This is a genomic window from Luteitalea sp. (assembly GCF_022842525.1).
Lineage (GTDB): Bacteria > Acidobacteriota > Vicinamibacteria > Vicinamibacterales > Vicinamibacteraceae > Luteitalea.
Genome location: NZ_JALHPM010000045.1, coordinates 1 through 19,987, shown reverse-complemented (window position 1 = coordinate 19,987; position 19,987 = coordinate 1). Strand labels below are relative to the sequence as shown.

At 70.1% G+C, this 19,987-nt stretch carries 15 protein-coding genes; 6 read left to right on the top strand and 9 right to left on the bottom strand.

The window, feature by feature from the left end; all coding sequences use genetic code 11:
• Nucleotides 1-249 precede the first annotated feature (249 nt).
• From Q0C41_RS11390 to Q0C41_RS11375, 4 genes are all read left to right on the top strand, one after another.
• A complete protein-coding gene (locus tag Q0C41_RS11390) occupies nucleotides 250-4,197 on the top strand; it encodes a tandem-95 repeat protein (protein ID WP_291983839.1) in 3,948 nt (1,315 codons plus the stop codon).
• Between the two features lie 174 nt (nucleotides 4,198-4,371).
• Nucleotides 4,372-5,829: an FAD/NAD(P)-binding oxidoreductase gene (locus tag Q0C41_RS11385; protein WP_291983837.1), complete on the top strand. Its 1,458-nt coding sequence runs from the start codon at nucleotides 4,372-4,374 to the stop codon at nucleotides 5,827-5,829.
• Nucleotides 5,830-5,834: 5 nt separating this feature from the next.
• Complete coding sequence (locus tag Q0C41_RS11380) at nucleotides 5,835-6,074, top strand: hypothetical protein (protein ID WP_291983835.1); 240 nt, start codon at nucleotides 5,835-5,837, stop codon at nucleotides 6,072-6,074.
• Between the two features lie 114 nt (nucleotides 6,075-6,188).
• Entirely contained in the window at nucleotides 6,189-7,364 is a 1,176-nt protein-coding gene (locus Q0C41_RS11375) for a S8 family serine peptidase (protein ID WP_291983833.1), read from the top strand.
• Nucleotides 7,365-7,422: 58 nt separating this feature from the next.
• Here Q0C41_RS11375 and Q0C41_RS11370 read toward each other — a convergent pair whose 3' ends face one another.
• A complete protein-coding gene (locus Q0C41_RS11370) occupies nucleotides 7,423-8,616 on the bottom strand; it encodes a Gfo/Idh/MocA family oxidoreductase (protein ID WP_291983830.1) in 1,194 nt (397 codons plus the stop codon).
• Between the two features lie 179 nt (nucleotides 8,617-8,795).
• On the bottom strand, nucleotides 8,796-9,284 hold the full coding sequence (locus Q0C41_RS11365; RefSeq protein WP_291983828.1) for a DUF1810 family protein: 489 nt from the start codon (nucleotides 9,282-9,284) through the stop codon (nucleotides 8,796-8,798).
• A gap of 129 nt (nucleotides 9,285-9,413) precedes the next feature.
• On the opposite strand from Q0C41_RS11365, the gene Q0C41_RS11360 reads away from it, so the two are divergent.
• A complete protein-coding gene (locus tag Q0C41_RS11360) occupies nucleotides 9,414-10,628 on the top strand; it encodes a hypothetical protein (protein WP_291983827.1) in 1,215 nt (404 codons plus the stop codon).
• Between the two features lie 50 nt (nucleotides 10,629-10,678).
• Nucleotides 10,679-11,833: a hypothetical protein gene (locus tag Q0C41_RS11355; RefSeq protein ID WP_291983825.1), complete on the top strand. Its 1,155-nt coding sequence runs from the start codon at nucleotides 10,679-10,681 to the stop codon at nucleotides 11,831-11,833.
• Between the two features lie 22 nt (nucleotides 11,834-11,855).
• Here Q0C41_RS11355 and Q0C41_RS11350 read toward each other — a convergent pair whose 3' ends face one another.
• From Q0C41_RS11350 to Q0C41_RS11320, 7 genes are all read right to left on the bottom strand, one after another.
• Nucleotides 11,856-12,536, bottom strand: coding sequence for a class I SAM-dependent methyltransferase (locus tag Q0C41_RS11350; RefSeq protein ID WP_291983823.1), 681 nt, complete (start codon nucleotides 12,534-12,536; stop codon nucleotides 11,856-11,858).
• A gap of 12 nt (nucleotides 12,537-12,548) precedes the next feature.
• Complete coding sequence (locus Q0C41_RS11345; protein WP_291983821.1) at nucleotides 12,549-13,103, bottom strand: hypothetical protein; 555 nt, start codon at nucleotides 13,101-13,103, stop codon at nucleotides 12,549-12,551.
• A 63-nt stretch (nucleotides 13,104-13,166) separates the two neighbouring features.
• Complete coding sequence (locus Q0C41_RS11340; RefSeq protein WP_291983819.1) at nucleotides 13,167-14,372, bottom strand: ATP-binding protein; 1,206 nt, start codon at nucleotides 14,370-14,372, stop codon at nucleotides 13,167-13,169.
• Nucleotides 14,369-15,790: a CheR family methyltransferase gene (locus Q0C41_RS11335; RefSeq protein ID WP_291983817.1), complete on the bottom strand. Its 1,422-nt coding sequence runs from the start codon at nucleotides 15,788-15,790 to the stop codon at nucleotides 14,369-14,371. The genes Q0C41_RS11340 and Q0C41_RS11335 overlap by 4 nt, the downstream gene beginning before the upstream one ends.
• Before the next feature lie 50 nt (nucleotides 15,791-15,840).
• Nucleotides 15,841-16,500, bottom strand: coding sequence for a chemotaxis protein CheB (locus tag Q0C41_RS11330; RefSeq protein ID WP_291983815.1), 660 nt, complete (start codon nucleotides 16,498-16,500; stop codon nucleotides 15,841-15,843).
• A 34-nt stretch (nucleotides 16,501-16,534) separates the two neighbouring features.
• A complete protein-coding gene (locus Q0C41_RS11325; protein WP_291983813.1) occupies nucleotides 16,535-17,956 on the bottom strand; it encodes a BNR-4 repeat-containing protein in 1,422 nt (473 codons plus the stop codon).
• Between the two features lie 6 nt (nucleotides 17,957-17,962).
• Nucleotides 17,963-19,987, bottom strand: a 2,025-nt coding sequence (locus Q0C41_RS11320; protein ID WP_291983811.1) for a hypothetical protein, incomplete at its 5' end; no start/stop codon positions are given.

Below are 19,987 nucleotides of genomic sequence, written 5' to 3'. Positions count from 1 at the left end.
TCGATAGCCTACTCTCACGGAACGCGTTCCATCCATACATTCGACAGATGGACGACCCCCACGGTCGGGCTCCGGCCCCACCTTCCGGTAGTGTCCGGCCATCACGTACGACATTGCTAACGAACGCTATGGGAGTGCGCCTACGCCATTCAGGTGCGCATGCCGACTCATGCCACCGGGGAACGAACCGATTGTGTGACCGGAATGGCCGGGCTTGCAGTTCTTCCCCCCGCCTCGTGGAGACTCCTCATGCAACGCTTTCTCTCTCAGCTGCGACCACGTCGTGCGTGGCTGACGCTGGCACTTCTGGCCACCTGGACGAGCGCCGGTTTCGCCCTGTTCACGAACGGTGGCTTCGAAGCCGGTGACTTCAACGGCTGGACCAAGTCGGTGTTCCGCAACAACGGCCTTGCAGGGCCACCGTTCACCTACGCCAGCATCAACATGACGAACACGGCGGCGGTGGACTGGACCTCGGTCGTGGGAAGTCCCGGGGGCGGCCCCCTGTCGATCTCAGTAGCGGAGACCGGCGGCGCTCTGCAGGTGCCGCGGTTCGGTGACCACGCCGCAGTCATCAACTACCCCGGCGTCAATTACCCTAATCGCAACGCCAACGTGCTGAAGCAGTCGACGGTCGTGCAGCCATCGGACGTGGACGCGCTCGACGGCAAGGTGCACGTGCGGCTGGCCTATGCGCCCGTCCTCTCGGACGGCGCGCACAGTGCCACCCAACAGGCGTACTTCTACATCGTCGTGCGGAACAAGTCGCGCGCCGATGCGGTGCTGTACGAGTCGTTCGCCTACGCCAACCAGCCGGGGGTGCCCTGGCAGGTCAACGGCGGCTACACCTTTACGGACTGGCAGGTCGCCGACATCGCTCCCGGCAACGCCAGCCTGGCGGTCGGCGACGAGATCGAACTCGAGGCCGTGGCGGCGGGATGCTCACAGGGCGGTCACGCCGGCTGGGTGTACGTCGACGCCTTCGGCTCCCTGATCCCCGGCCCGAGCGTGGTGGCGATGGCGGCCTCGCAGGTGAATGCCTCGAGCCCGCTGACCTACACCGTCACGGCACGCAATCAGGGCACGGGCGCACTGGGCAGCGGTGTCGTCCGCTTCGCGATGCCGGCCAACACGACGTTCGCCAGCCTCTCCGATCCGGGCGCGACCTGCGCGGAGTCGGGCGGGGTCGTGACGTGCAACATCGGCACGCTCGCCGTGGATGCCACGTACAGCTTCGATGTCACGGTGAACGTCGGCGCGGTCGCCAACGGGACGGTGATCGGCGCGGGCAACTACGGCATCTCCGGCACGGGCGAGCCCGAGCTCCTTGGACCGCTGGTCAACTCGACGGTCACGGGCGACACCCTCGTCGACCTCGGCATGTCGGTCGACAACGGCGGCAGCAGCATCGGCAACGGTGCGACGCCGACCTACACGATCACGGCGCAGAACCTGTCCGGGACCACCGTGACTGGCGCCATCGTGACGGCGACGCCTCCGGGCACCCTGACCAACGTCACGTGGACCTGTGTGGCGTCGGCTGGTGGCGCGTGCGGCGCGGCGTCGGGATCCGGCTCCATCAGCGACACCATCACGCTGGCGGCCGGAGGCACGGCGACGTACACCCTGACCGGCACGGTCAGCGGCCTGAGCGGCACCCTGTCGATGGCGGCCTCGATTGCGGCCCCCGGCGGTTCGACCGACCAGGACCTGAACAACAACAGCGCGGCCGACAACGACCTGTTTGTGGCCAACACGGCGCCCGTCGCCGTGGCCGACGGCTACACCGTGGCCGAGGACGGCTCACTGGTCAGGAACGCCGCCGCCGGCGTGCTCGCCAACGACTCGGACGCCGATGCCGACCTCATCACCGCCATCCTCGTCTCCGGGCCCGCGCACGGCACGCTGTCGCTCAGCCCGAACGGCAGCTTCACCTACACGCCCTCGGGCGACTACTTCGGACCGGACAGCTTCACGTACCAGGCCACGGACGGTACCGCCTCGAGCGCGGTGACGACCGTCAGTCTGAGCGTGTCGGCCGTCAACGATGCGCCCACCCTCGCCCAGCCGAGCAACGGCAGCGTCATGTGGACCGCCGGACCGCAGGGGATCACCCTCACGGGTATCTCCGGCGGTGGCGGCGAGAGTGACACCGTCACCGTCACGGTCACCAGCAGCCACCCCGGCATCGCGGCCGCCAGCGCCGTGACCTACGGTGGCGGCTCGACCGCGACGTTCACGCTGACGCCGACCGTCGGCCAGCAGGGGGTCGCGACCATCACGGTGACGGTCAACGACGGCACGACGACGGTGCAGAAGACGTTCACGTTCACCGTGACGCCGCCGCCGTTCTACGTGACCCACATCTACCCCGCCACGGGCCCCGCGCCCGGCGGCGTCAACATCCGCGTCTTCGGCGGTGGCTTCACGCTGCCTGCGCCGGCAGTCAGTCAGACGGCCCGCATCGCCAGCGCCGTCGCGCCGACGGTGCTCATCAACGGCGTGCCGGCCCCGGCCGTCGTCGTCGAGTCCGACAACGTGGTCAGCGCGGTCACGCCGGTGCTGCCGGCGGGCGTCGCCCTGGATGTGCAGCTCATCCTGCCCGGCGGCCAGGGCACGGTGCCGCTCGCGTACACGCCGTACGAGCGACCGGCCGACCCGGCGCCGCCGACCGACCCGACCGACCCGAACCAGCCGCCGCCGGATCCGACCAATCCGCAGGACCCGACCGCACCGACCACCGACACCGACGGCGATGGCATGCCCGACGTGTGGGAGGAGTTCTACGGCACGGATCCCAACGATGCGAGCGACGCCACCGCCGATCCGGATGGCGACGGCAAGACCAACAAGGAGGAGTACGACAGCAACGGGCACCCGGACAGCCGTTCGACGCGCTACTTCGCCGAGGGCAACGCCAACGCGCCGTTCCGGACGTGGGTGAACATGTACAACCCGTCGCCCATCGAGGCCGCGATCAACATCACGTTCTACCTCGATGACGCCACGGTCGTGCATCACCTGGTGAAGGCCCCGGGCGGCGCCCGGACCACCGTCGACGCCAGCACCATCGCCGGGGTCCAGGGCCACGCATTCGGCATGAAGGTCGACGCCGACGAGACCGTGGTCATCAACCGCACGATCACCTGGAACGACCAGGGCGTCGGCGCGGCCGCCGAGCGCGGTGTGGAACTGTCGTCCTCCTGGTACTTCGCCGAGGGCACCACGCACGCCAACCTGCAGACGTTCGCGCTGCTGACCAACCCGGCCGACCAGCCGGCGACGGTGGCGCTCGAATATCTGGTCTCGGCGGCGGGTACGCGCGTCACGCGGACGCACATCGTCCCGGCCCATGCGCGCTACACGGTGTGGGTCAACCAGGAAGGTCCGGAGATGGCGGATCAGGGCTTCGGCCTGGTGGTCCGCAGTTCGCACCCCATCGTCGCCGAGCGGGCGACGTACATCACCGAGGGTACGCAGTTCGAGGCGGGTGAAACGTCGGTGGGCGCGCCCACCACTGGCACCGACTGGTACTTCGCCGAGGGCGTCGCCGGCCCGGTGTTCAACACCTTCCTGCTGCTCGCCAACCCGACCGCCACGACGGCCGACGTGCAGGTGCGCTACCTGCCCGAGACCGGTGCCGAGGTCGTCACGACGCACACGGTCGGCCCGTACAGCCGCGTCACCATCCCGGTGAGCAACGAAGCGACCTGGGATCCGCAGATGGGCTTCGGCATGCACGCGCACGTCACCAACGGCGTCGGCATCGTCGCCGAGCGCGCCATGTGGTGGTCCACCGACGCGAACCAGCAGACGTGGGAAGAGGGGCACGGCAGCGCCGGCAGCCAGACCATGGCTACCAGCTTCGCCATCGGAGATGGCGTCGCCGGCGGTGCGCAGGGGGCCAGCACCTACGTGCTGATGGCCAACCCGGGCACGAGCCAGGCGCTGGTCCGCATGACCCTCGCCTTCGAGGACGGCTCGGCGCCGGTGAGCGCCGACCTGACGGTGGGCGCAGGCCGACGCGTCACGGTGGACGTCGCCACGACGTTCCCCGCGGCCGACGGCAAGCGCTTCAGCGCCAGGCTCGAGAGCCTCAACAGCGTGCCGTTCCTGGCCGAGCAGTCCATGTACTGGACCTTCGGCACCGGCAGCTGGAAGAGCGGCGTCAGCCTTCCGGCCACGCCGCTGCAGTAAGCCTGAAGGCTCACGTCTCGGGCCTCAGGTCCTGAGACGTGCGACCTGAGACCTGAGCCCATGACAGGGGCGCTCGGAGCATTCCGGGCGCCCCTGTCACGCTTTCCGCCCCACCTGCATCCTCTCGGTGCGGGCCCTGCGGATCTTCCCGGGGCGCGCCGACCGGAGGGACCCATGAGTCGCATCGTCGTCCTTGGCGCAGGCGTGGCGGGGCACACGGCCGCCTCCTTCCTCCGGGCATGGCTGGGTCGCGATGACTCGGTCGTCGTCATCTCGCCCAGAGCCACCTACAACTGGATCCCCTCCAACATCTGGGTCGGTGTCGGCCTGATGACGCCCGCCGACGTGACGTTCCCGTTGGCACCGGTTTATGCGCGACATGGCATCGAGTTCCGGCAGGCACGCGCAGTGGCGCTGCACCCGGAAGGGACGGCGGACGACCCGACGCCGTTCGTGGTCGCGGAATCGACGATGGCCGGTCATGAGGGCGAGCGCGAACCCGTGCGCTACGACTTCCTGATCAATGCGACGGGGCCGAAGCTGAACTTCGGCGCGACGCCCGGGCTCGGGCCGGACCAGGGCCACAGCCTGTCGGTGTGCACCGAGACGCACGCGCAGGAGACGGCGCAGCACCTCGATGCGCTCACCGAGGAGATGCGGCGCGGGGTGCGCAAGCGGTTCCTGGTCGGCACGGGGCACGGCGCCTGCACCTGCCAGGGCGCGGCGTTCGAGTACATCGTCAACCTGGAGTTCGAGCTGCGTCAGCGTGGCGTGCGCGACAAGGCCGACATCGCGTGGATCTCGAACGAGTACGACCTCGGTGACTTCGGGATGGGCGGCATGCACCTGTCGCGCGGGGGGTACGTGACGCCGAGCAAGATCTTCACCGAGTCGCTGTTCGCCGAGCGCGGGCTGCACTGGACCACGCGCGCCCATGTGACCGGCGTCGAGCCGGGCCGCGCCCACTACGAGACCATCGATGGCGAGCAGCGCGCCATCGACTTCGACTTCGCGATGCTGCTGCCGCCGTTCGCCGGCGTGGGGTTGCAGGCCTTCGATCGGCGTGGCGCCGACATCACGGCCACGGTCTTCCAGCCGAACGGCTTCATGAAGGTCGACGCCAGCTACGCCCCCACGCCCTACGACCAGTGGTCGGCGGCCGACTGGCCACGCACCTACCAGTCGCCGGCGTACCCGAACCTGTTCGCGGCCGGCATCGCCTTCGCGCCGCCGCACGCCATCTCACGCCCGTACCAGACGCCGAGCGGCGCACCGGTCGCGCCCGCGCCGCCGCGCACGGGGATGCCGTCGGCCACGATCGGCAAGGCGGTAGCGCGCAGCGTGGTGGACATGCTCGGCGGTGCGCCCGGGCCGACGCAGCAGGCGTCGATGGCCGAGATGGGAGCCGCCTGCGTGGCCTCGGCCGGCGCCAGCCTGATCAGCGGCACGGCGGCCTCGATGACCGTCTTTCCGGTCGTACCCGATTTCGCGCGGTATCCGGAGTACGGCCGCGACCTGCGCTTCACCTTCGGCGAGGTCGGACTGGCGGGCCACTGGATCAAGGTGCTGCTCCACCACGTGTTCCTGCACAAGGCGCGCCTGCGCCCCGGCTGGCGCCTGATCCCGGAGTGACCGTCATGGAGACCACGCGTCCTGCCCCGCATCTCGACCCGGCATTCGCCACGGCGACCAGGCCCACGCGATCGACCGTGCGCCTGCGGACGTTCCTGCCGTGGCAGCTCGTCCGCTTCGCGGCGATCAACCTGAAGATGCTGCGCATCATCTGGAAGAACCACCATGGGGGGAGTCGTCGAATGCCGAATGCCGAGGGCCGAATGCCGAAGGCCTCAGGTCCAGGGCGGAAGGTCGAAGGATGAAGGGTGAACGCGGGCGTGTGCGCTCGGCGTGCCACCAGCGTTCTTTCCTGCACAGGCATTCCCTGCACACGGCAGCCGCCGTGCGCACGAACGCATTCGTGTCAGGAGGGTTCCATGAAGGAGAAGTACGTCATCCTGCGTGAATCGTCGTCGCGGCCCCGTGGGCCCGTGGCGGGTCCGTCGGGCACGGGGACGCGCGCCGGGCTCGAGGTCGAGGTCGACGAACTCGACCGCCGCGCGAGTCGGGCGGTGGCCGCGAAGAAGGACGTCCGGGCCATCGCGCCGGTCATCCCCATGCGGCTGATCAGGCCCGTGCCGCGGCCCGAGGACACGGCGCAGCCGGCGGCCGGCACCGCCTGGGGCATCACGGCCGTCAAGGCCGACGTCTCGCCGTTCGACGGGACGGACGTCGTGGTCGCGGTGCTGGACACCGGCATCGCCAACGCGCATCCGGCGTTTGCCGGCGTGACGATCGTGGAGCGCGATTTCACGGGCGAGGGCAACGGCGACACCCACGGTCACGGCACGCACTGCGCCGGCACGATCTTCGGCCGCGACGTCACCGGCACGCGGATTGGCGTGGCGCGCGGCGTGAAGAAGGCGCTCATCGGCAAGGTGCTCGGCGACAACGGCGGCGGCAGCGACGCCATCGTCAGCGCCATCAACTGGTCGATCGAGGAAGGCGCCAACGTCATCTCGATGTCGCTTGGCATCGACTTCCCGGGCTTCGTCGATTTCCTGATCGCGCAGCAGGGGCTGCCCACGGATCTGGCGACGACGATCGCGCTCGAAGGGTACCGGCAGAACGTGCTGCTGTTCGAGCGGCTCGCCTCGCTCGTGCGGGCGCGGGAAGCGTTCGGCGAGACGACGGTCATCGTGGCGGCGGCGGGCAACGAGAGCCGTCGGGACGACAACAAGGACTTCGAGATCGCGTGCAGTCCGCCGGCCGTCTCCGAGGGGCTCATCTCGGTGGCGGCGCTCGGTCAGGCCGGTGGCGCGTTGAGCGTGGCGCCGTTCAGCAACACCAACGTCATGGTCTCGGGCCCAGGTGTCGGCATCCAGTCGGCCAGGCACACCGGCGGCCTGGTCGCGATGAGCGGCACGAGCATGGCGACGCCGCATGTGGCCGGCGTGGCCGCGCTGTGGATGCAGCGCCTCGCGCAGGACGGCCCCGTGCCCGGCTCCCTGCTCAAGGCGCGGCTGGTGGCCTCGGGCACGCTCACCGGCCTCACGGGCGACTTCGACGTCGCCGACGTCGGCTCGGGCATGGTGCAGTCGCCGCTCGCGTAGATGGGTCCGACGTGACGACGGCCGGCTCGGAGAGCCGGCCCTACCCAGTTCCCGGCCGTTACCGAATCCGCTCCGAGAACTCCCCGGTCGCCGGGTCGCGAAGAATCAGCTTCGCCCGACCATCGGGGAGCAGTTCGCGCTTGATCACCAGGTGCCCTTCGAACACCTCGGGCTCGACATGCAGGCGCGGCATGTCGCCGCCCCGCCAGTCCGGCAGCGCCACGGGCTCCCACTGCCGCGACGTCGCGGATCGGTACGCGGCGTCCATCACGGCATTGACGACCACGCCGTCGTAGAACGTCTCCTGGGGAGCGCGCCCCGTCTCCATCGCCTCGAACATGTCGGTGAACATGTCCACGTAGCCCAGTTCGGCCACCTCGTCCCCCACCGGGAACAGCCAGCCCTCGGCGGTCTCGGCCTTCTCGGCCACGTAGCCGCCGCGCGGGGCCGCCGTGAACATCTCGTATCCCGTCCGCAGGAAGTGATTGAGCCAGATCGTGCCGTGCGTGCCGGCCACCTCGTCGCGCAGGTCCATGCCGCCGCGGAACGTCCAGCTCACCTCGAACTGCCCCATCGCGCCAGACGCGAACCGCACGAGTGCCACGGCGTTGTCCTCGGCCTCCACCGGGTGCACGAGGGTGTCTGCCCAGCACATCACCTCGATCGGCCGATTGCCCTTGCCGACGAAGTTCCTGATGATCTCGATGCAGTGGCAGCCGAGGTCGATGATGGCGCCACCGCCGGTCAGCCGATGATCCCAGAACCAGGCGGCGTGGGGTCCCGGATGCGCTTCGCGCGCGCGCACCCACGTGACGTCGCCGATGGCGCCGTCACGCACCGAGGCGATCGCCTTGAGGGTCTTCGGCGTGTAGCAGAGGTCCTCGAGATAGCCGGCAAACACGCCCGCGTCCTCGACCAGCGCCAGCATCCTGGCGGCTTCCTCCGCGGTCCGGCCCAGCGGCTTGGTGCACAGCACCGCCTTGCCGGCCTGCGCGGCGAGGCGCACGGCCTCCTCGTGCAGATGGTTGGGCAGGGCGATGACGACGACATCCGTGTCGGGATGCGCGATGGCAGCGGCCATGTCCGTCACCGCATGCGACACACCCCACCGCGCCGCGAAGGCCTCGGCCCGCGCAGCCGTGCGCGAGTAGATGACGTCCACGTGATCCCGACTGCGCTGGGCATGCAGCGTGCGGGTGTAGAAGTCGCCGATCAGCCCGGTCCCGAGCATCGTGATGGAGTGGCTGCGCATGGGGCATAGACTACACAACCGGGAATCGGGAATCGGGAACCGGGAACCGGGTCGGGAACCGGGAACCGGGTCGGCAACCGGGAACCGGGTCGGGCACCGGGCCACCGGGCATCGGGAGTCGCGTGTCGGGAGTCGCGTGTCGGGAGTCGCGTGTCGGGAGTCGGGAGTCGGAGCACCGTTCACGGTGCGTGCAGGTGGGCGAGCGTGAAGGCGCAGCGCGGCACACCCTGATCGGCCGCGAGCGTGAGCACGTCGCCGGCCGCCGAGGCCACGCGGGCCATCTCCGTCGCGCCACTGGTCGTCGCGAGATCAGTGGCCACCGCCTCGAACAACGTCAGCGACGACACCAGCTTGCGCGCGTCGAGGCGACTGCCCATGAGCGCCTCGAGGGACAGCGTCGCCGGCGGCGCAAGCTGGCGCCAGACGACGTCGATGGCCTGGAGCAGCCGCGTGCGCAACGCCTCGTGTGCGAGATAGGCGGTCGCCTCCTCGCGGCCGCGGATCGCAAAGCGGCGCGCGGTTGGCGACTCACCCAGCCCCGCAAGCTGCGGAAACACGTACCACACCCAATGCCCCTGCTTGCGACCAGCGCCCAACTCCGCCAGCGCGGCCTCGAGCCCGTCGTGCGCCGCGTCCTGTGCCGCGATGAAACGCGTCAGCTCACTCATCCCTTCTCCCCTTCGCCCTTCGCCCTTCACCCTTCACCCTTTGCCCTTCCGGCATTCGGCATTCGGCATTCGGCATTTCTGAATGCGGAACGGCCTGACGTCTGGCCGTTCCGCTGTACTCTGTGCGCCATGCCAGAGGTTGTCTCCCCCTCCCCAGCCGTCGTCGGCGCGCCTGCCCCGGTTGCCGTCCGCAACGTGGCCGTCGACGCCTATCGCGGCTTCGTGATGTTCCTGATGATGGCCGAGGTGCTGCGCCTGGCCAGCGTGGCTGCCGCGTATCCGGGCAGCTGGCTCATCGGCGTCGCCGCGTACCACCAGACCCACGTCGCGTGGCCATGGGCCTCGTTGCACGACCTCATCCAGCCATCCTTCTCGCTCCTGGTCGGCGTGTCGCTGGCGTATTCCTTCGCGCGGCGCGTCTCGACCGACGGGCTCGGCAAGGCCTTCGCCCATGCCGCGTGGCGTTCGCTGATCCTCATCGCCCTCGGCGTGTTCCTGCGCTCGGTGGGACGCCAGCAGACCAACTTCACCTTCGAAGACACGCTGTCGCAGATCGGGCTCGGGTATCCCTTCCTGTTCCTGCTGGCCACCCAGACGACGAAGCGGCTCTGGATCGCGCTCGGCCTCATCCTCACGGGCTACTGGCTCGCCTGGGCGCTGTACCCCGTGCCGGGCCCCGGATACGACTACGCCGCCGTCGGCGTGCCGGCCGACTGGGCGCACCACTCCTCCGGATTCATGGCGCACTGGAACAAGAACGCCAACCTCGGGCACGCCTTCGACACCTGGTTCCTGAACCTGTTCCCGCGCGAGCAGCCCTTCATCGCCAACCGCGGCGGCTATCTCACCCTGAGCTTCATCCCCACGCTCGGCACGATGATCCTCGGGCTCATCGCCGGGCGCGCGCTGCGAGCCGCATCCCCGGGCATTCCGCTCCGGTGGCTGCTCGTGACGGGATCCGCGCTCGTGGCGGGCGGGGTCGTCCTGCACGTGCTCGGCATCAATCCCGTCGTGAAGAAGATCTGGACGCCGGCGTGGACGCTGTTCAGCGGCGGCCTGTGCTACCTGCTGCTCGCGGCCTTCTCGTGGGTCATCGACATGAAGGGCTATCGACGCTGGGCGTTCCCGCTCATCGTCATCGGCCTCAACTCGATTGCCGCCTACGTCATCGCCCACGTGTGGGAAGGCTTCATCGTCTCGTCGTTCAAGACGCATCTCGGCCAGGGCATTTTCGAGACGTTCGGCACGGGTCCGGCACCGTTCGTGGAAGGGGTGGCCGTGCTGGCCATCTACTGGCTGACGCTCTACTGGATGTACCAACGCAAGCTGTTCCTGCGGATCTGATCGATAGCACGGCCGGAACTCGGCGCGGGCCGTTCGCGTCAACGGACACCATGGACGAGCCAGCGTCTGACGTACCCCCTCCTGCCACCGGACCGCGACGATGGCTGCGCTGGTGGCTGCTCGCGCTGCCGCTCGGGGTCGCCGCCGGTGTGCTGGCCGGTCGCGCGTTGGCGGCGTCGGGCACCCGATTCGAGGCGTTCAGGGACGCCTCGCCGCTGGCGCTGGTGCTCGGCCTGCCGCTGATCCTCTGGCTCGTGCTGGCCGTGCACGAAGGCGGGCACCTGATCGCCGCGCGGCTGCAAGGCTGGCCCTTCCTGCTCTTGCTCGTGGGCCCGTTGCGCGTGGTTCGCGGCACGAGCGGGCTGGTCTGGGGATTCAACCGGGCCTGGGCGACCTGGGGCGGGCTGACCGCCTCCATCCCGCCCGTGGATGAGAGGTTCCGCCGCCAGATGCTGTGCATGGTGCTGGCCGGCCCGCTCGCGAGTGTGGCGCTGGGGGCCGCCGTCCTCCTGCTGGCCCGTCGAGGCGATGCGCTGGCCGCCTTCGGGGTGGTGGGCGGCGTCACGAGTCTGCTCATCGCCGTCGTCACGCTGCTGCCGATGCAGGGGGGTGGCTACCAGAGCGACGGTGCGCAAGCGCTCGACCTGCTGCGCGGCGGAGACCTGTCCCGTCGACGCGCCAGGCGCCTCGCGCTGCTGATGCGGGGCTTCGCCGGCCTGCGTCCACGCGACACCGATCCCGCGGAGGTCCATGCCAGTCTCGACGAGACCGCGGATCCGCGGGAGCGCCTGGCGTTGTGGACGGTGCTGCTGCACATCGCGATGGACCGGGGGGCGGTCGAGGACGGCGCGCGAGCCGCGCACGAGGTCGCCGCCCTGTACCACCACTTCCCCGACGGCATGCGTCAGATGGTGGCGCTGGACCTCGCCTGGTTCTTCGGCCGCCATGCCGGGGCGGCGACCGACGCCGCCGCATGGCTCGCGCAGTCGGCTGGCGGCTTCGTGGACCCCTTTCAGCGCCCCCTGGCCGAGGCCGGGCTCGCGTGGGCCGAAGGACGCCTGGAGGACGCCCGGCGTGCCGCCGCACACGCCCGCGGGTTGCTGCCCCGTGCCATGGATCCGGGCGTCGCCGCCGCGATGACGGATCAGCTCGCGGCGTTGGACCGCGATCTGGACGCCCGCCAGCGGCGCCTACCAGTCCCGTAGCCACGCACACCTCGCAGCGCGACTAGGCGACCCGCTGCCAGCCGCAGCAGACGAAGGGCTGCTCCACGCCAGCCGGCGTCCGGTGCCGGAAGCGCCCGGCCGACACCAGGTCGAAGTCCTCCGACAGGATGTGCGACAGCGCCTCGAGCGTGCGCCGCACCACCGGCAGGCCACCGCACGTCTCGGGTCCGCTGGCGTCGAACGCCGACAGGATCACGTGTCCGCCGTGCGCGACCGACGCCCGCACGCGCGAGAGATACGCCTGCTGAGAGGCCGACGATGTGAGGAAATGGAAGACCGCGCGGTCGTGCCACACCGCGAACGGCGCGCGCGCCCACGGGAGGGCCGTGCCCGCCTCGAACGGCGCGCCGACATCGTCCTGAACCCAGTCCACGACAGAGGCGGCGGCGCCGAGTCGAGTGCGGGCGATCTGCAGGCCGGTCCCGGCGATGTCCACCAGCGTGATGTTGCGATAGCCGCGCTCGATCAACAGGTCCACGAGACGGGCATCGCCGCCGCCCACGTCGACGATGGGCGAGTCCACCCACGCGGCCACGTCGACGATGGCCTCGAGCGAGCGCGAGGGCGACGCTTCGTACCAGGGCCGCTCCTCGGGCAGGGTGCCGCGATAGAGCGCGTCCCAATGGTGTGCGACCGACGACGGGGGCGACGCCGACGCATCCATGGCGTCAGTATGGGCCACGCGGGGTGTCCCTCAGATGTACCGGAACCCGGTGGACGCCTGGCGCCGCGAGATGCGCCATCGGACACCGGCCCAGAACCCGAGGCCGTACCCGACGAGGACGGCGCCCGCCGCGATGGATCCGGCAATCCCGGCGCCCGCGGCCCACCCGGCCTGCCCACCCCAGCTGATCCAGGCCTGCCATGTGCGCCATGCGCCGTAGGCGAGACGCGCCACCACCATGCTGGTCAGCACACCGACGAGCCAGCGGTTGGGGCGGAAGTAGAGGACGTCCCGGCGCTTCTCCCAGACGCTCAGGGACAGCCCGATGAGACCGAGCAGCACGCCCCCGCCCAGCGCCACGACCGTCACCGGCAGCGCCCTGGGCACCCACAGCCCCATGACTGTCGAGGTCACGACCAGGACCGCGGCGGACACGAGGAAGCCAACCGTGTTCAGCGTGGCGACCCAGGCGCGCGCAGGTCGCTCGGCCGTGCCGACCCGATACCGCTGGACGATGGACACCGGCAGCAGGACGAGCGGCAGCAGAAAGGCGAGCGCCACGAGCCCGAGAACCAGAATTGGCACACGACCAGCGTACGCGCACGGGGTCGGCGCTACCAGCACAACGTTGGTCGCATCGAGCGCGCGTCATGCCGATGTCGCGACCACCTCGCGCACCTTGCGCCACAGCTCATCAGGCGTGAAGGGCTTCTGCAGGAAGGGCGCGCCCTGCTCGATCCCTTCGCGAAGCAGGACGTCCTCGGTGTGCCCCGACATGAACAGCGCCTTCAGCGCCGGGCGTGTGGCCGCCGCCCGCAGCCAGAGGTCACGGCCGCCGATGTCGGGCAGCACGACGTCGGTCAACAGCAGGGCGATGGCGACCGGCGACGCGATGATGTCGAGCGCCTGCTGGCCGCTGGGGGCCTCGATCACCGAGTAGCCGCGCGACTCCAGCAGCGCCCGCGTCAGCCGCAGCACACTCTCTTCATCCTCCACCACCAGGATGGTGCCGCTGGCGTGCCACGCCGGATCGCGCGTCGCGCCGGCGCCGTTGGCGCCGCCGTCCGACGGTTCGGACGCGACGGGCAGCCAGACGTCGAAGCGCGTGCCGCGCCCGGGCGTCGACTCGCAGGCGATGGCGCCCCCGCTCTGCTGGACGATGCCGAGCACGGTCGCGAGGCCCAGACCGGCGCCGCGGCTGACGTCCTTGGTCGTGAAGAACGGCTCGAACAGATGCGAGCGTGCCTCGGCGTCCATGCCGATGCCATCGTCGGCCACGCTCAGTTGCGCGTACGCGCCCGGACGCAGGTCACGCGATGCCGCCTGCTCGTCGTCCATGACGATCGGCGCGGTGGCGAGCGTGATGGTGCCGCCACCCGGCATCGCGTCCCGGGCGTTGAGCGCGAGGTTCATCACGACACGCCCGATCTCGGCCGGATCGGCCCGCACGGCACCGACCTCGAAATCGCAGTCCAGGCGGATCCGGATCCGTTCGTCGAGCAGGCGACGCAGCATGCGATCGAACTCGACCAGCAGCGGGTTCAGCGCGAACACCTTCGGCTGCAGAATCTTGCGGCGGCTGAAGGCCAGCAACTGCTCGGTCAGCGCCGCCGCCCGGCCGGCTGCCTGCTCGATGTGCGCGACCTGCTCGCAGGCCTCGTGGTCGTCAACGAGCGTGTGCGACAGCAGGCTGCAGTAGCCGACGACCACCGTCAGAAGGTTGTTGAAGTCGTGCGCCGCCTGTCGCCGCTGCTCCTCGCTGCGATGCAGGGCGACTTCCATGGCCCGGTGGGCCGTGATGTCGTCGAGGGTCAGCAACACCATCGCCCGCCCCGCCAGCCGGCGCCCGCTCACCAGCAGCGTCCGCGCCTCGCGGCCCTGGGGTCCGCGTTCGATCTCGACTTCGTCGAACGGCCGCCGTCGGCAATCAGCGCCTGCAGCAGACCGTGCAACTGGGGGATGTCCCAGGCGCCGCCGTCCCCAGCGGCGAGCGGACGCCCCTCCATGCTCGCGGCGTCGGCGCCGAACGCCCGCGTGAACGAGGCGTTGACGTTGCGGACGATGCAGTCCTCGTCGACGACGACGAGCGGCGCGCGCACGGTCTCGATGATCGACCGGCCGAGATCCCGCGCCGCGGTCAGCGCCACGTTGCGCGCTTCCAGGTCGCGGTTGACCGTGATCAGCTCTTCATTGGTCGAGAGCAGCTCTTCCTTCGCCGTCTCCAGTTCCTCGGCCAGGCAATGGAGCTCCTCGTTGCTGGAGAGCGCGTCCTCGGTGACCTGCTGGTTGGCCACATCCGAGCTCGCATGCGAGGCGATCACCTCGATGACGTGCTGTTGCGCGAGGGCGAGCGCGCTGGACAGCCGCACGGTCCGCCGCTCCGCGTCCGCCAGCTGGCTGGCGAGCGGAGCCGTCGACTCGACGGCGGCGGCCGCGTCGGCGGGCTCGAGCGTGATGAGGTAGGCACGGCGGCCGGCCTGGCCGAGCGGCACCACGTCGACATCGAAATGATGGTCGAGGAGGTCGTGGTGCACCGTGACGTGCTCGCGACGCTCGGGCTGCCCCGACGCCGCCGCGGCTCGTACCACAGCCTCGATCTCGCGGAACAGCCCGATGTCGGCGACGAGCCTGACCAGGTGATGACTGGCCGGTCCGGCCGACAGGGCGAGCAGGGGTGACGGCCGTCCCCGGATCTCCAGCACGTACAGGTGCTCGTCCACCAGCACGCTCGGCGGGCTGTACCTCGACAGCAACAGCATGTAGGCCTGGCGGTCGACATCCGGCTCACCGCCGCTCGAGGCCTCGTCGATCGGTGGCGGCACGATGGCGGCCCGTCGCGTCGACAGCGACGGCGCGGCCTGACGCCCGGCGCGACGCACGCCCGATCGCCGGGCGTAGAGACGGAACCGCGGCTCGACCAGCGTGAAGAGCTCGGGAAAGTGCGCGCTTTCGGAATGGCCGAGTACCAGGAAGCCAGGGTCGCGCAGGGCGTAGTGGAACAGCGGGATGATGGCGCGCTGGACGGTATCGAGATAGATGAGGACGTTGCGGCAACTGATCAGGTCGAGCCGCGAGAACGGAGGATCGTCGAGCAGGTTGTGTCGGCTGAAGATGCACTGCTCGCGCAGCGCCCGCGCCACCTGGTAGCCGTCGTCGACGCGCGTGAAGTAGTGGCGCAACCGCCGGTCGTCGACGTCGGCGGCGATGCTGGTCGGATACCTGGCGGTGCGGGCGGTCTCGATCGCCTGGTCACTGATGTCGGAGGCGAACATCTGGACCGGCAGTCGCAGGCCCTGCGCGTCCTGGTACTCGTCGAGCGCAATCAGGATCGAGCGGTGGTGGGGACCGGCGAGGCCGCCCTGGCGGTCAGCCCGTGAATGGCGTCGGCAATGGCCTCGGGAGGCATGACGGCATCGGCGCCGCCGGCAGAGGCGGCCGACATCGGCATGCCGCGGAACTCGGCCGAGGCGGGGTCCTGGGCGAACGTGAAGCCGCCCGCCGCCTTGATCGCCAGCAGCCCCGCCGTGCCATCGGCGCCCGTGCCCGACAGGACGACGCCGACGGCGCGTGGGCCGCAGTCCTCGGCGAGCGATCGAAAGAGGAGGTCGATCGGTGATTGCGGTCCGGTGCTGGACGGGCGCGGACGCAGCCGCAGCACCCCGCCGACCAGCGTGACCTCGTGGCCAGGAGGCAGCACCGACACCGTGCCGGGTGCCGGCGCGATGCCATCCGTGATGGCCACCACCGGCATGGCTGAGACTCGACCCAGCAGGTCGGCGAGGTGGCTGGCGTGGTCGGCCTGCAGATGCTGCACGACGACGAAGGCGGCGCGTGACTCGGCGGGCAGGCGGGCGAGCAACACCGACAACGGATCCAGGCCACCGGCGGAGGCGCCGATGCCGACGATCAGGGGCAGCGTGGCCGTCGGTGGCAGCCCAGCGCTGGTCTCCGCCGCCGCAGCGTCGGAGGGTGGCTCGTCCATGACCGCCTCCTGGAGTGAAGTCGGTGGGAGCCTATCACCTGGGTGGCGGCGGTGGCTGTCCCATCGGAAACACCCGGACGGGCCGTTGCCACGGCGCAGTCATCGTGTCGGGGAGCCTGAAGACCTCGCCGTCGCGGTTGGCGATGTAGATGTGGGACACCGAGGGCTGTCTGGCGTCACCGTCGGCCCAGATGGCCGCCAGGTCCGCGTGAGCGTGGAGAGGTTTGCGGGCGTACGAGTGATTGCGCGCGCTGCCGGCCGTCATCGTGCGCGTCCGTGCCCAGTCGGCCCCAGCCGTCCGACTCGTCCACAGCACCATCTCGCCGCCCGTGCCGAAGGGTTGCGGCCCCGGGTCGGTGGGGGCCATCACACGCCACTCGCCGTCGGCCTCGATCACCAGCGACCCGTGGTCGTAGTTGTGGTCCGAGTCGGTGACGCGTCGATGCTGCCACGTCGTGCCGGTCCAGTGGGCGGTGAACCAGGTGAACGGTCCGCTGTCCGGGCCGGGGCGGTAGCCGCGCGACGTCAGGTACAGGATGACCGGGCGTCCCTCGGCGTCGAAGGCCAGGTCCTTGAGGTAGACACTGCGGTCGAGCGCCACCGAATCCAGGACACGCGATACGTGCGCGACGTCGGTCACGGGCAGGGTGACGCGGCGCCCGTCGACGGTCGTCCAGGTGCGTCCCGCGTCCGGCGTCTCGAGGTAGTAGATGTTGGAGCGGTAGTTCATCCCCGTGCCGGCGCGTCCGGTCGACGGATGCATGTCGAACGCCGTCGCCACGCGGTCACCGATCGGCCAGGAGATCTGGTAGTCCCCCATCTGGACGTGGGCGAGTTTCTCTGGCGTGCTCCACGCGCGCCCGTCACCCGATCGACTCGCGTAGAGCGACCGCTGGCCCTGCTGGTAGCGGGTGTGCAGGAAGAGGAACTCGGCGCGTCCGGGCAGGTACCACGGCTGCGGGTACGAGAAATTCGTGGTGTCGATCAGCTCCCAGGCGCCGATGTCGTGCGGGCGCACGGACCGGTGGACATACGCCGGACGCGACGTGCCATGTGCGGCAGAGAAGACCCACAGATGTCCGGCACCGTCGATCGACAGCACCGGGTTGTCGTGGGCATCTTCGGTCTGCTTGTCGAGCAGCATCGTCGGCCGCGACACCATGCCGGTGCGGTGGTCGAAGGCACCGACCAGATGCTGCAGGCGATCGCGCGACTCCGACACCTGCCCGCCCGATCCGCCGAGCACGAAGAAGGTCTTCGCCACGGCCGGCGCGTAGATGGCCACCGGCGCATGCCACTGCGGGTAGGTGGCAAACCCGCCCGAGTACTTGTAGACGTACTCCCCGCCCACCTTCTCGTTCATGTACCAGATGCCGCGATAGCCGACGGCGACGGGGCGCTGGTCGGTCGACTGCGCGACGGCGAGCAGGAGCGCGAGGGCGAGGATCAGCGGCATGACGGTCTAGGGCGCCGCGGACGCCACCACCTGGTGGTACAGCGCCATGTAGTACGGCAGGAGGAACGACGTGCCATCGGCGAGGCGTGTGCCGCGGCCCTTGTGGTCGAGCACGTACGGGTCGACGTTCCAGTGGAAGACCATGCGTTCGTCCACCGGCAGCACCTTGCCGTCGATCGCGCGCACCCCGAGCGGCGCCTCGGCGTCGGGCCGGATGTGTGGCGCGATCGGACGCAGATCGCGACGATGGGCGTTCTCGAGGCCGTGGTCGACGAGATCCAGCGGGAAGCGGCGCAGGGTGTCGATCGTGTCGTCACGCCAGGCCGACTCGGGCAGGGTCAGCGACTCGACCTCGAACGCGGTGGTGAAGGTCTCGCCCCGCAACGACACGGCCGCGACGAGGTTGAAGAAGGGATTGCGCTCGGGCCGTTCCAGCTGCCAGTACGCGTGCAGCGACCTGGCCGCTGCCGCACGGACGACGGGATCCCGCTCGTACTTGAGCAGGTGGTAGTAGTTCATGAAGGCCATCTCGTCGTCGGACTGGTTGCCGCCGCCGACGCCCGCCGTGACCTTGGGATGCAGCAGGTTCATCGCATAGCCGTGCCTGGTCACCAGGTCGCGGGCCGCGGTGTCGTAGCGCGCGTCGCCGGTGACGTGATGCGCGATGCGCAGGTAGGTCAGCATCGACAGGCTGTTGAGCCCGCGTTCGTCGGCCCACTGGAGGTGGCCGTTGAGGGCCGACGGCCCGAAGACACCCCAGCGCGTCGGCGCGCCGTCGTGATCGACGAGCGTGTAGTCGTGGGCCAGCAGATGATCGGTGATGCGGCGCACCACCGCCGCCACTTCCGCACGCTCGGCATCGTCACGTGCCACGAGATCGTGGTAGAGCGCGTGGAAGAAGTAGTGACCATCGAGTTCGTCCGAGCTCGTGTCGGACTTCCAGTACCACTGGCCGTCGGCGCTGCGCGGCCAGCGCGGTGTGATGACCTTCCACGCCCTGTCGCGCGACTGCTGCCGTCGCCTGTCGTGCTCGGGGCTGTCCTGGACGTTGGGGTCGGGACCACTGGTGGGCAGGATGCTGCGCGCCGGGAAGCCGTCGGGCGGCGGATGGGAGCCACCCTGCGGGACGTCCACCAGGAAGCGCAGCGCCTCGAAGGCACGCCGGGCGCGGGCCCGGGCCTCGGGGCGCTTCGTCGCGCCGTAGGCGAAGGCCTGCGCGGCGCCGTACATGCCGGTCCACAGGCCGTCGTTGTCGTTGTCGGTCGTGAACGCCGTGGCGCGATCGCCGGGCGTCTTCAGGTGCGCCTCGACGACATAGCCGTACGGCGTGCGGCGATGGTGGCGATCGATGTCGGCCTCGAACATCGCGGCCTTGTCCGCGAGGGTCGTCGCGCGCGGCGCGATGCCGCCTCTTCCCGCGGGCGTATCGAACCAGGCCGTGCCGTCGGCGTCCACCGAGACGGCGCGCACCTCGTCGTGGGGCAACCAGCGCCGCCCCTGCCGATACTCGATGGTGCCGTCGGGCGCGAGGCGGATGGCGCCCCGGCGGGTGCCGATCCACATCGAGCCATCGGGGCTTGCCGCCATCGACGTCAGGTCGAGCACCGGCAGACCGCGCCCGGGGTCGATGAAACGCCAGGCGCCCTCGCGCTCACGCACGCCGACGCCCTGGGGCGAGGCGAACCAGAGGCGGCCGCCGGCATCCCAGGCGATGGCGATGATGGCCGACGGATCCCAGCCCTCCTCGGCGTTGCGCAGGACGAGGGGCTGCCAGCGCCCCTCACGCCACTCGAGCAGGCGCGCGCCACTGACGGCCGCGTGCCGTCCGTCCGTACTCGACGCGACCAGCGAGGCCCCGGCGGGCAGGCCTGGGGGCACCGGCGACGCCGGCGGTGCCGAGGACGTGCGTCCGGCGGCTGGCACCGCGCGTTGCTGCGGGTAGGCGGTATCTGGCAGCGGCTGCGCGGTGGCCGACCGCAGGCACGCCGTGCACAACAGCAGCCCGGCCCACCGCAGGCGGCCGCTCACGAA

What these genes read in the sequence shown, in the direction of transcription:
- Q0C41_RS11390 (WP_291983839.1), top strand. Translation starts at nt 250, where the DNA reads ATGCAACGCTTTCTCTCTCAGCTGCGACCACGTCGTGCGTGGCTGACG.
- Q0C41_RS11385 (WP_291983837.1), top strand. Translation starts at nt 4,372, where the DNA reads ATGAGTCGCATCGTCGTCCTTGGCGCAGGCGTGGCGGGGCACACGGCC.
- Q0C41_RS11380 (WP_291983835.1), top strand. Translation starts at nt 5,835, where the DNA reads ATGGAGACCACGCGTCCTGCCCCGCATCTCGACCCGGCATTCGCCACG.
- Q0C41_RS11375 (WP_291983833.1), top strand. Translation starts at nt 6,189, where the DNA reads ATGAAGGAGAAGTACGTCATCCTGCGTGAATCGTCGTCGCGGCCCCGT.
- Q0C41_RS11370 (WP_291983830.1), bottom strand. Translation starts at nt 8,616, where the DNA reads ATGCGCAGCCACTCCATCACGATGCTCGGGACCGGGCTGATCGGCGAC.
- Q0C41_RS11365 (WP_291983828.1), bottom strand. Translation starts at nt 9,284, where the DNA reads ATGAGTGAGCTGACGCGTTTCATCGCGGCACAGGACGCGGCGCACGAC.
- Q0C41_RS11360 (WP_291983827.1), top strand. Translation starts at nt 9,414, where the DNA reads ATGCCAGAGGTTGTCTCCCCCTCCCCAGCCGTCGTCGGCGCGCCTGCC.
- Q0C41_RS11355 (WP_291983825.1), top strand. Translation starts at nt 10,679, where the DNA reads ATGGACGAGCCAGCGTCTGACGTACCCCCTCCTGCCACCGGACCGCGA.
- Q0C41_RS11335 (WP_291983817.1), bottom strand. Translation starts at nt 15,790, where the DNA reads ATGTTCGCCTCCGACATCAGTGACCAGGCGATCGAGACCGCCCGCACC.
- Q0C41_RS11330 (WP_291983815.1), bottom strand. Translation starts at nt 16,500, where the DNA reads ATGGACGAGCCACCCTCCGACGCTGCGGCGGCGGAGACCAGCGCTGGG.
- Q0C41_RS11325 (WP_291983813.1), bottom strand. Translation starts at nt 17,956, where the DNA reads ATGCCGCTGATCCTCGCCCTCGCGCTCCTGCTCGCCGTCGCGCAGTCG.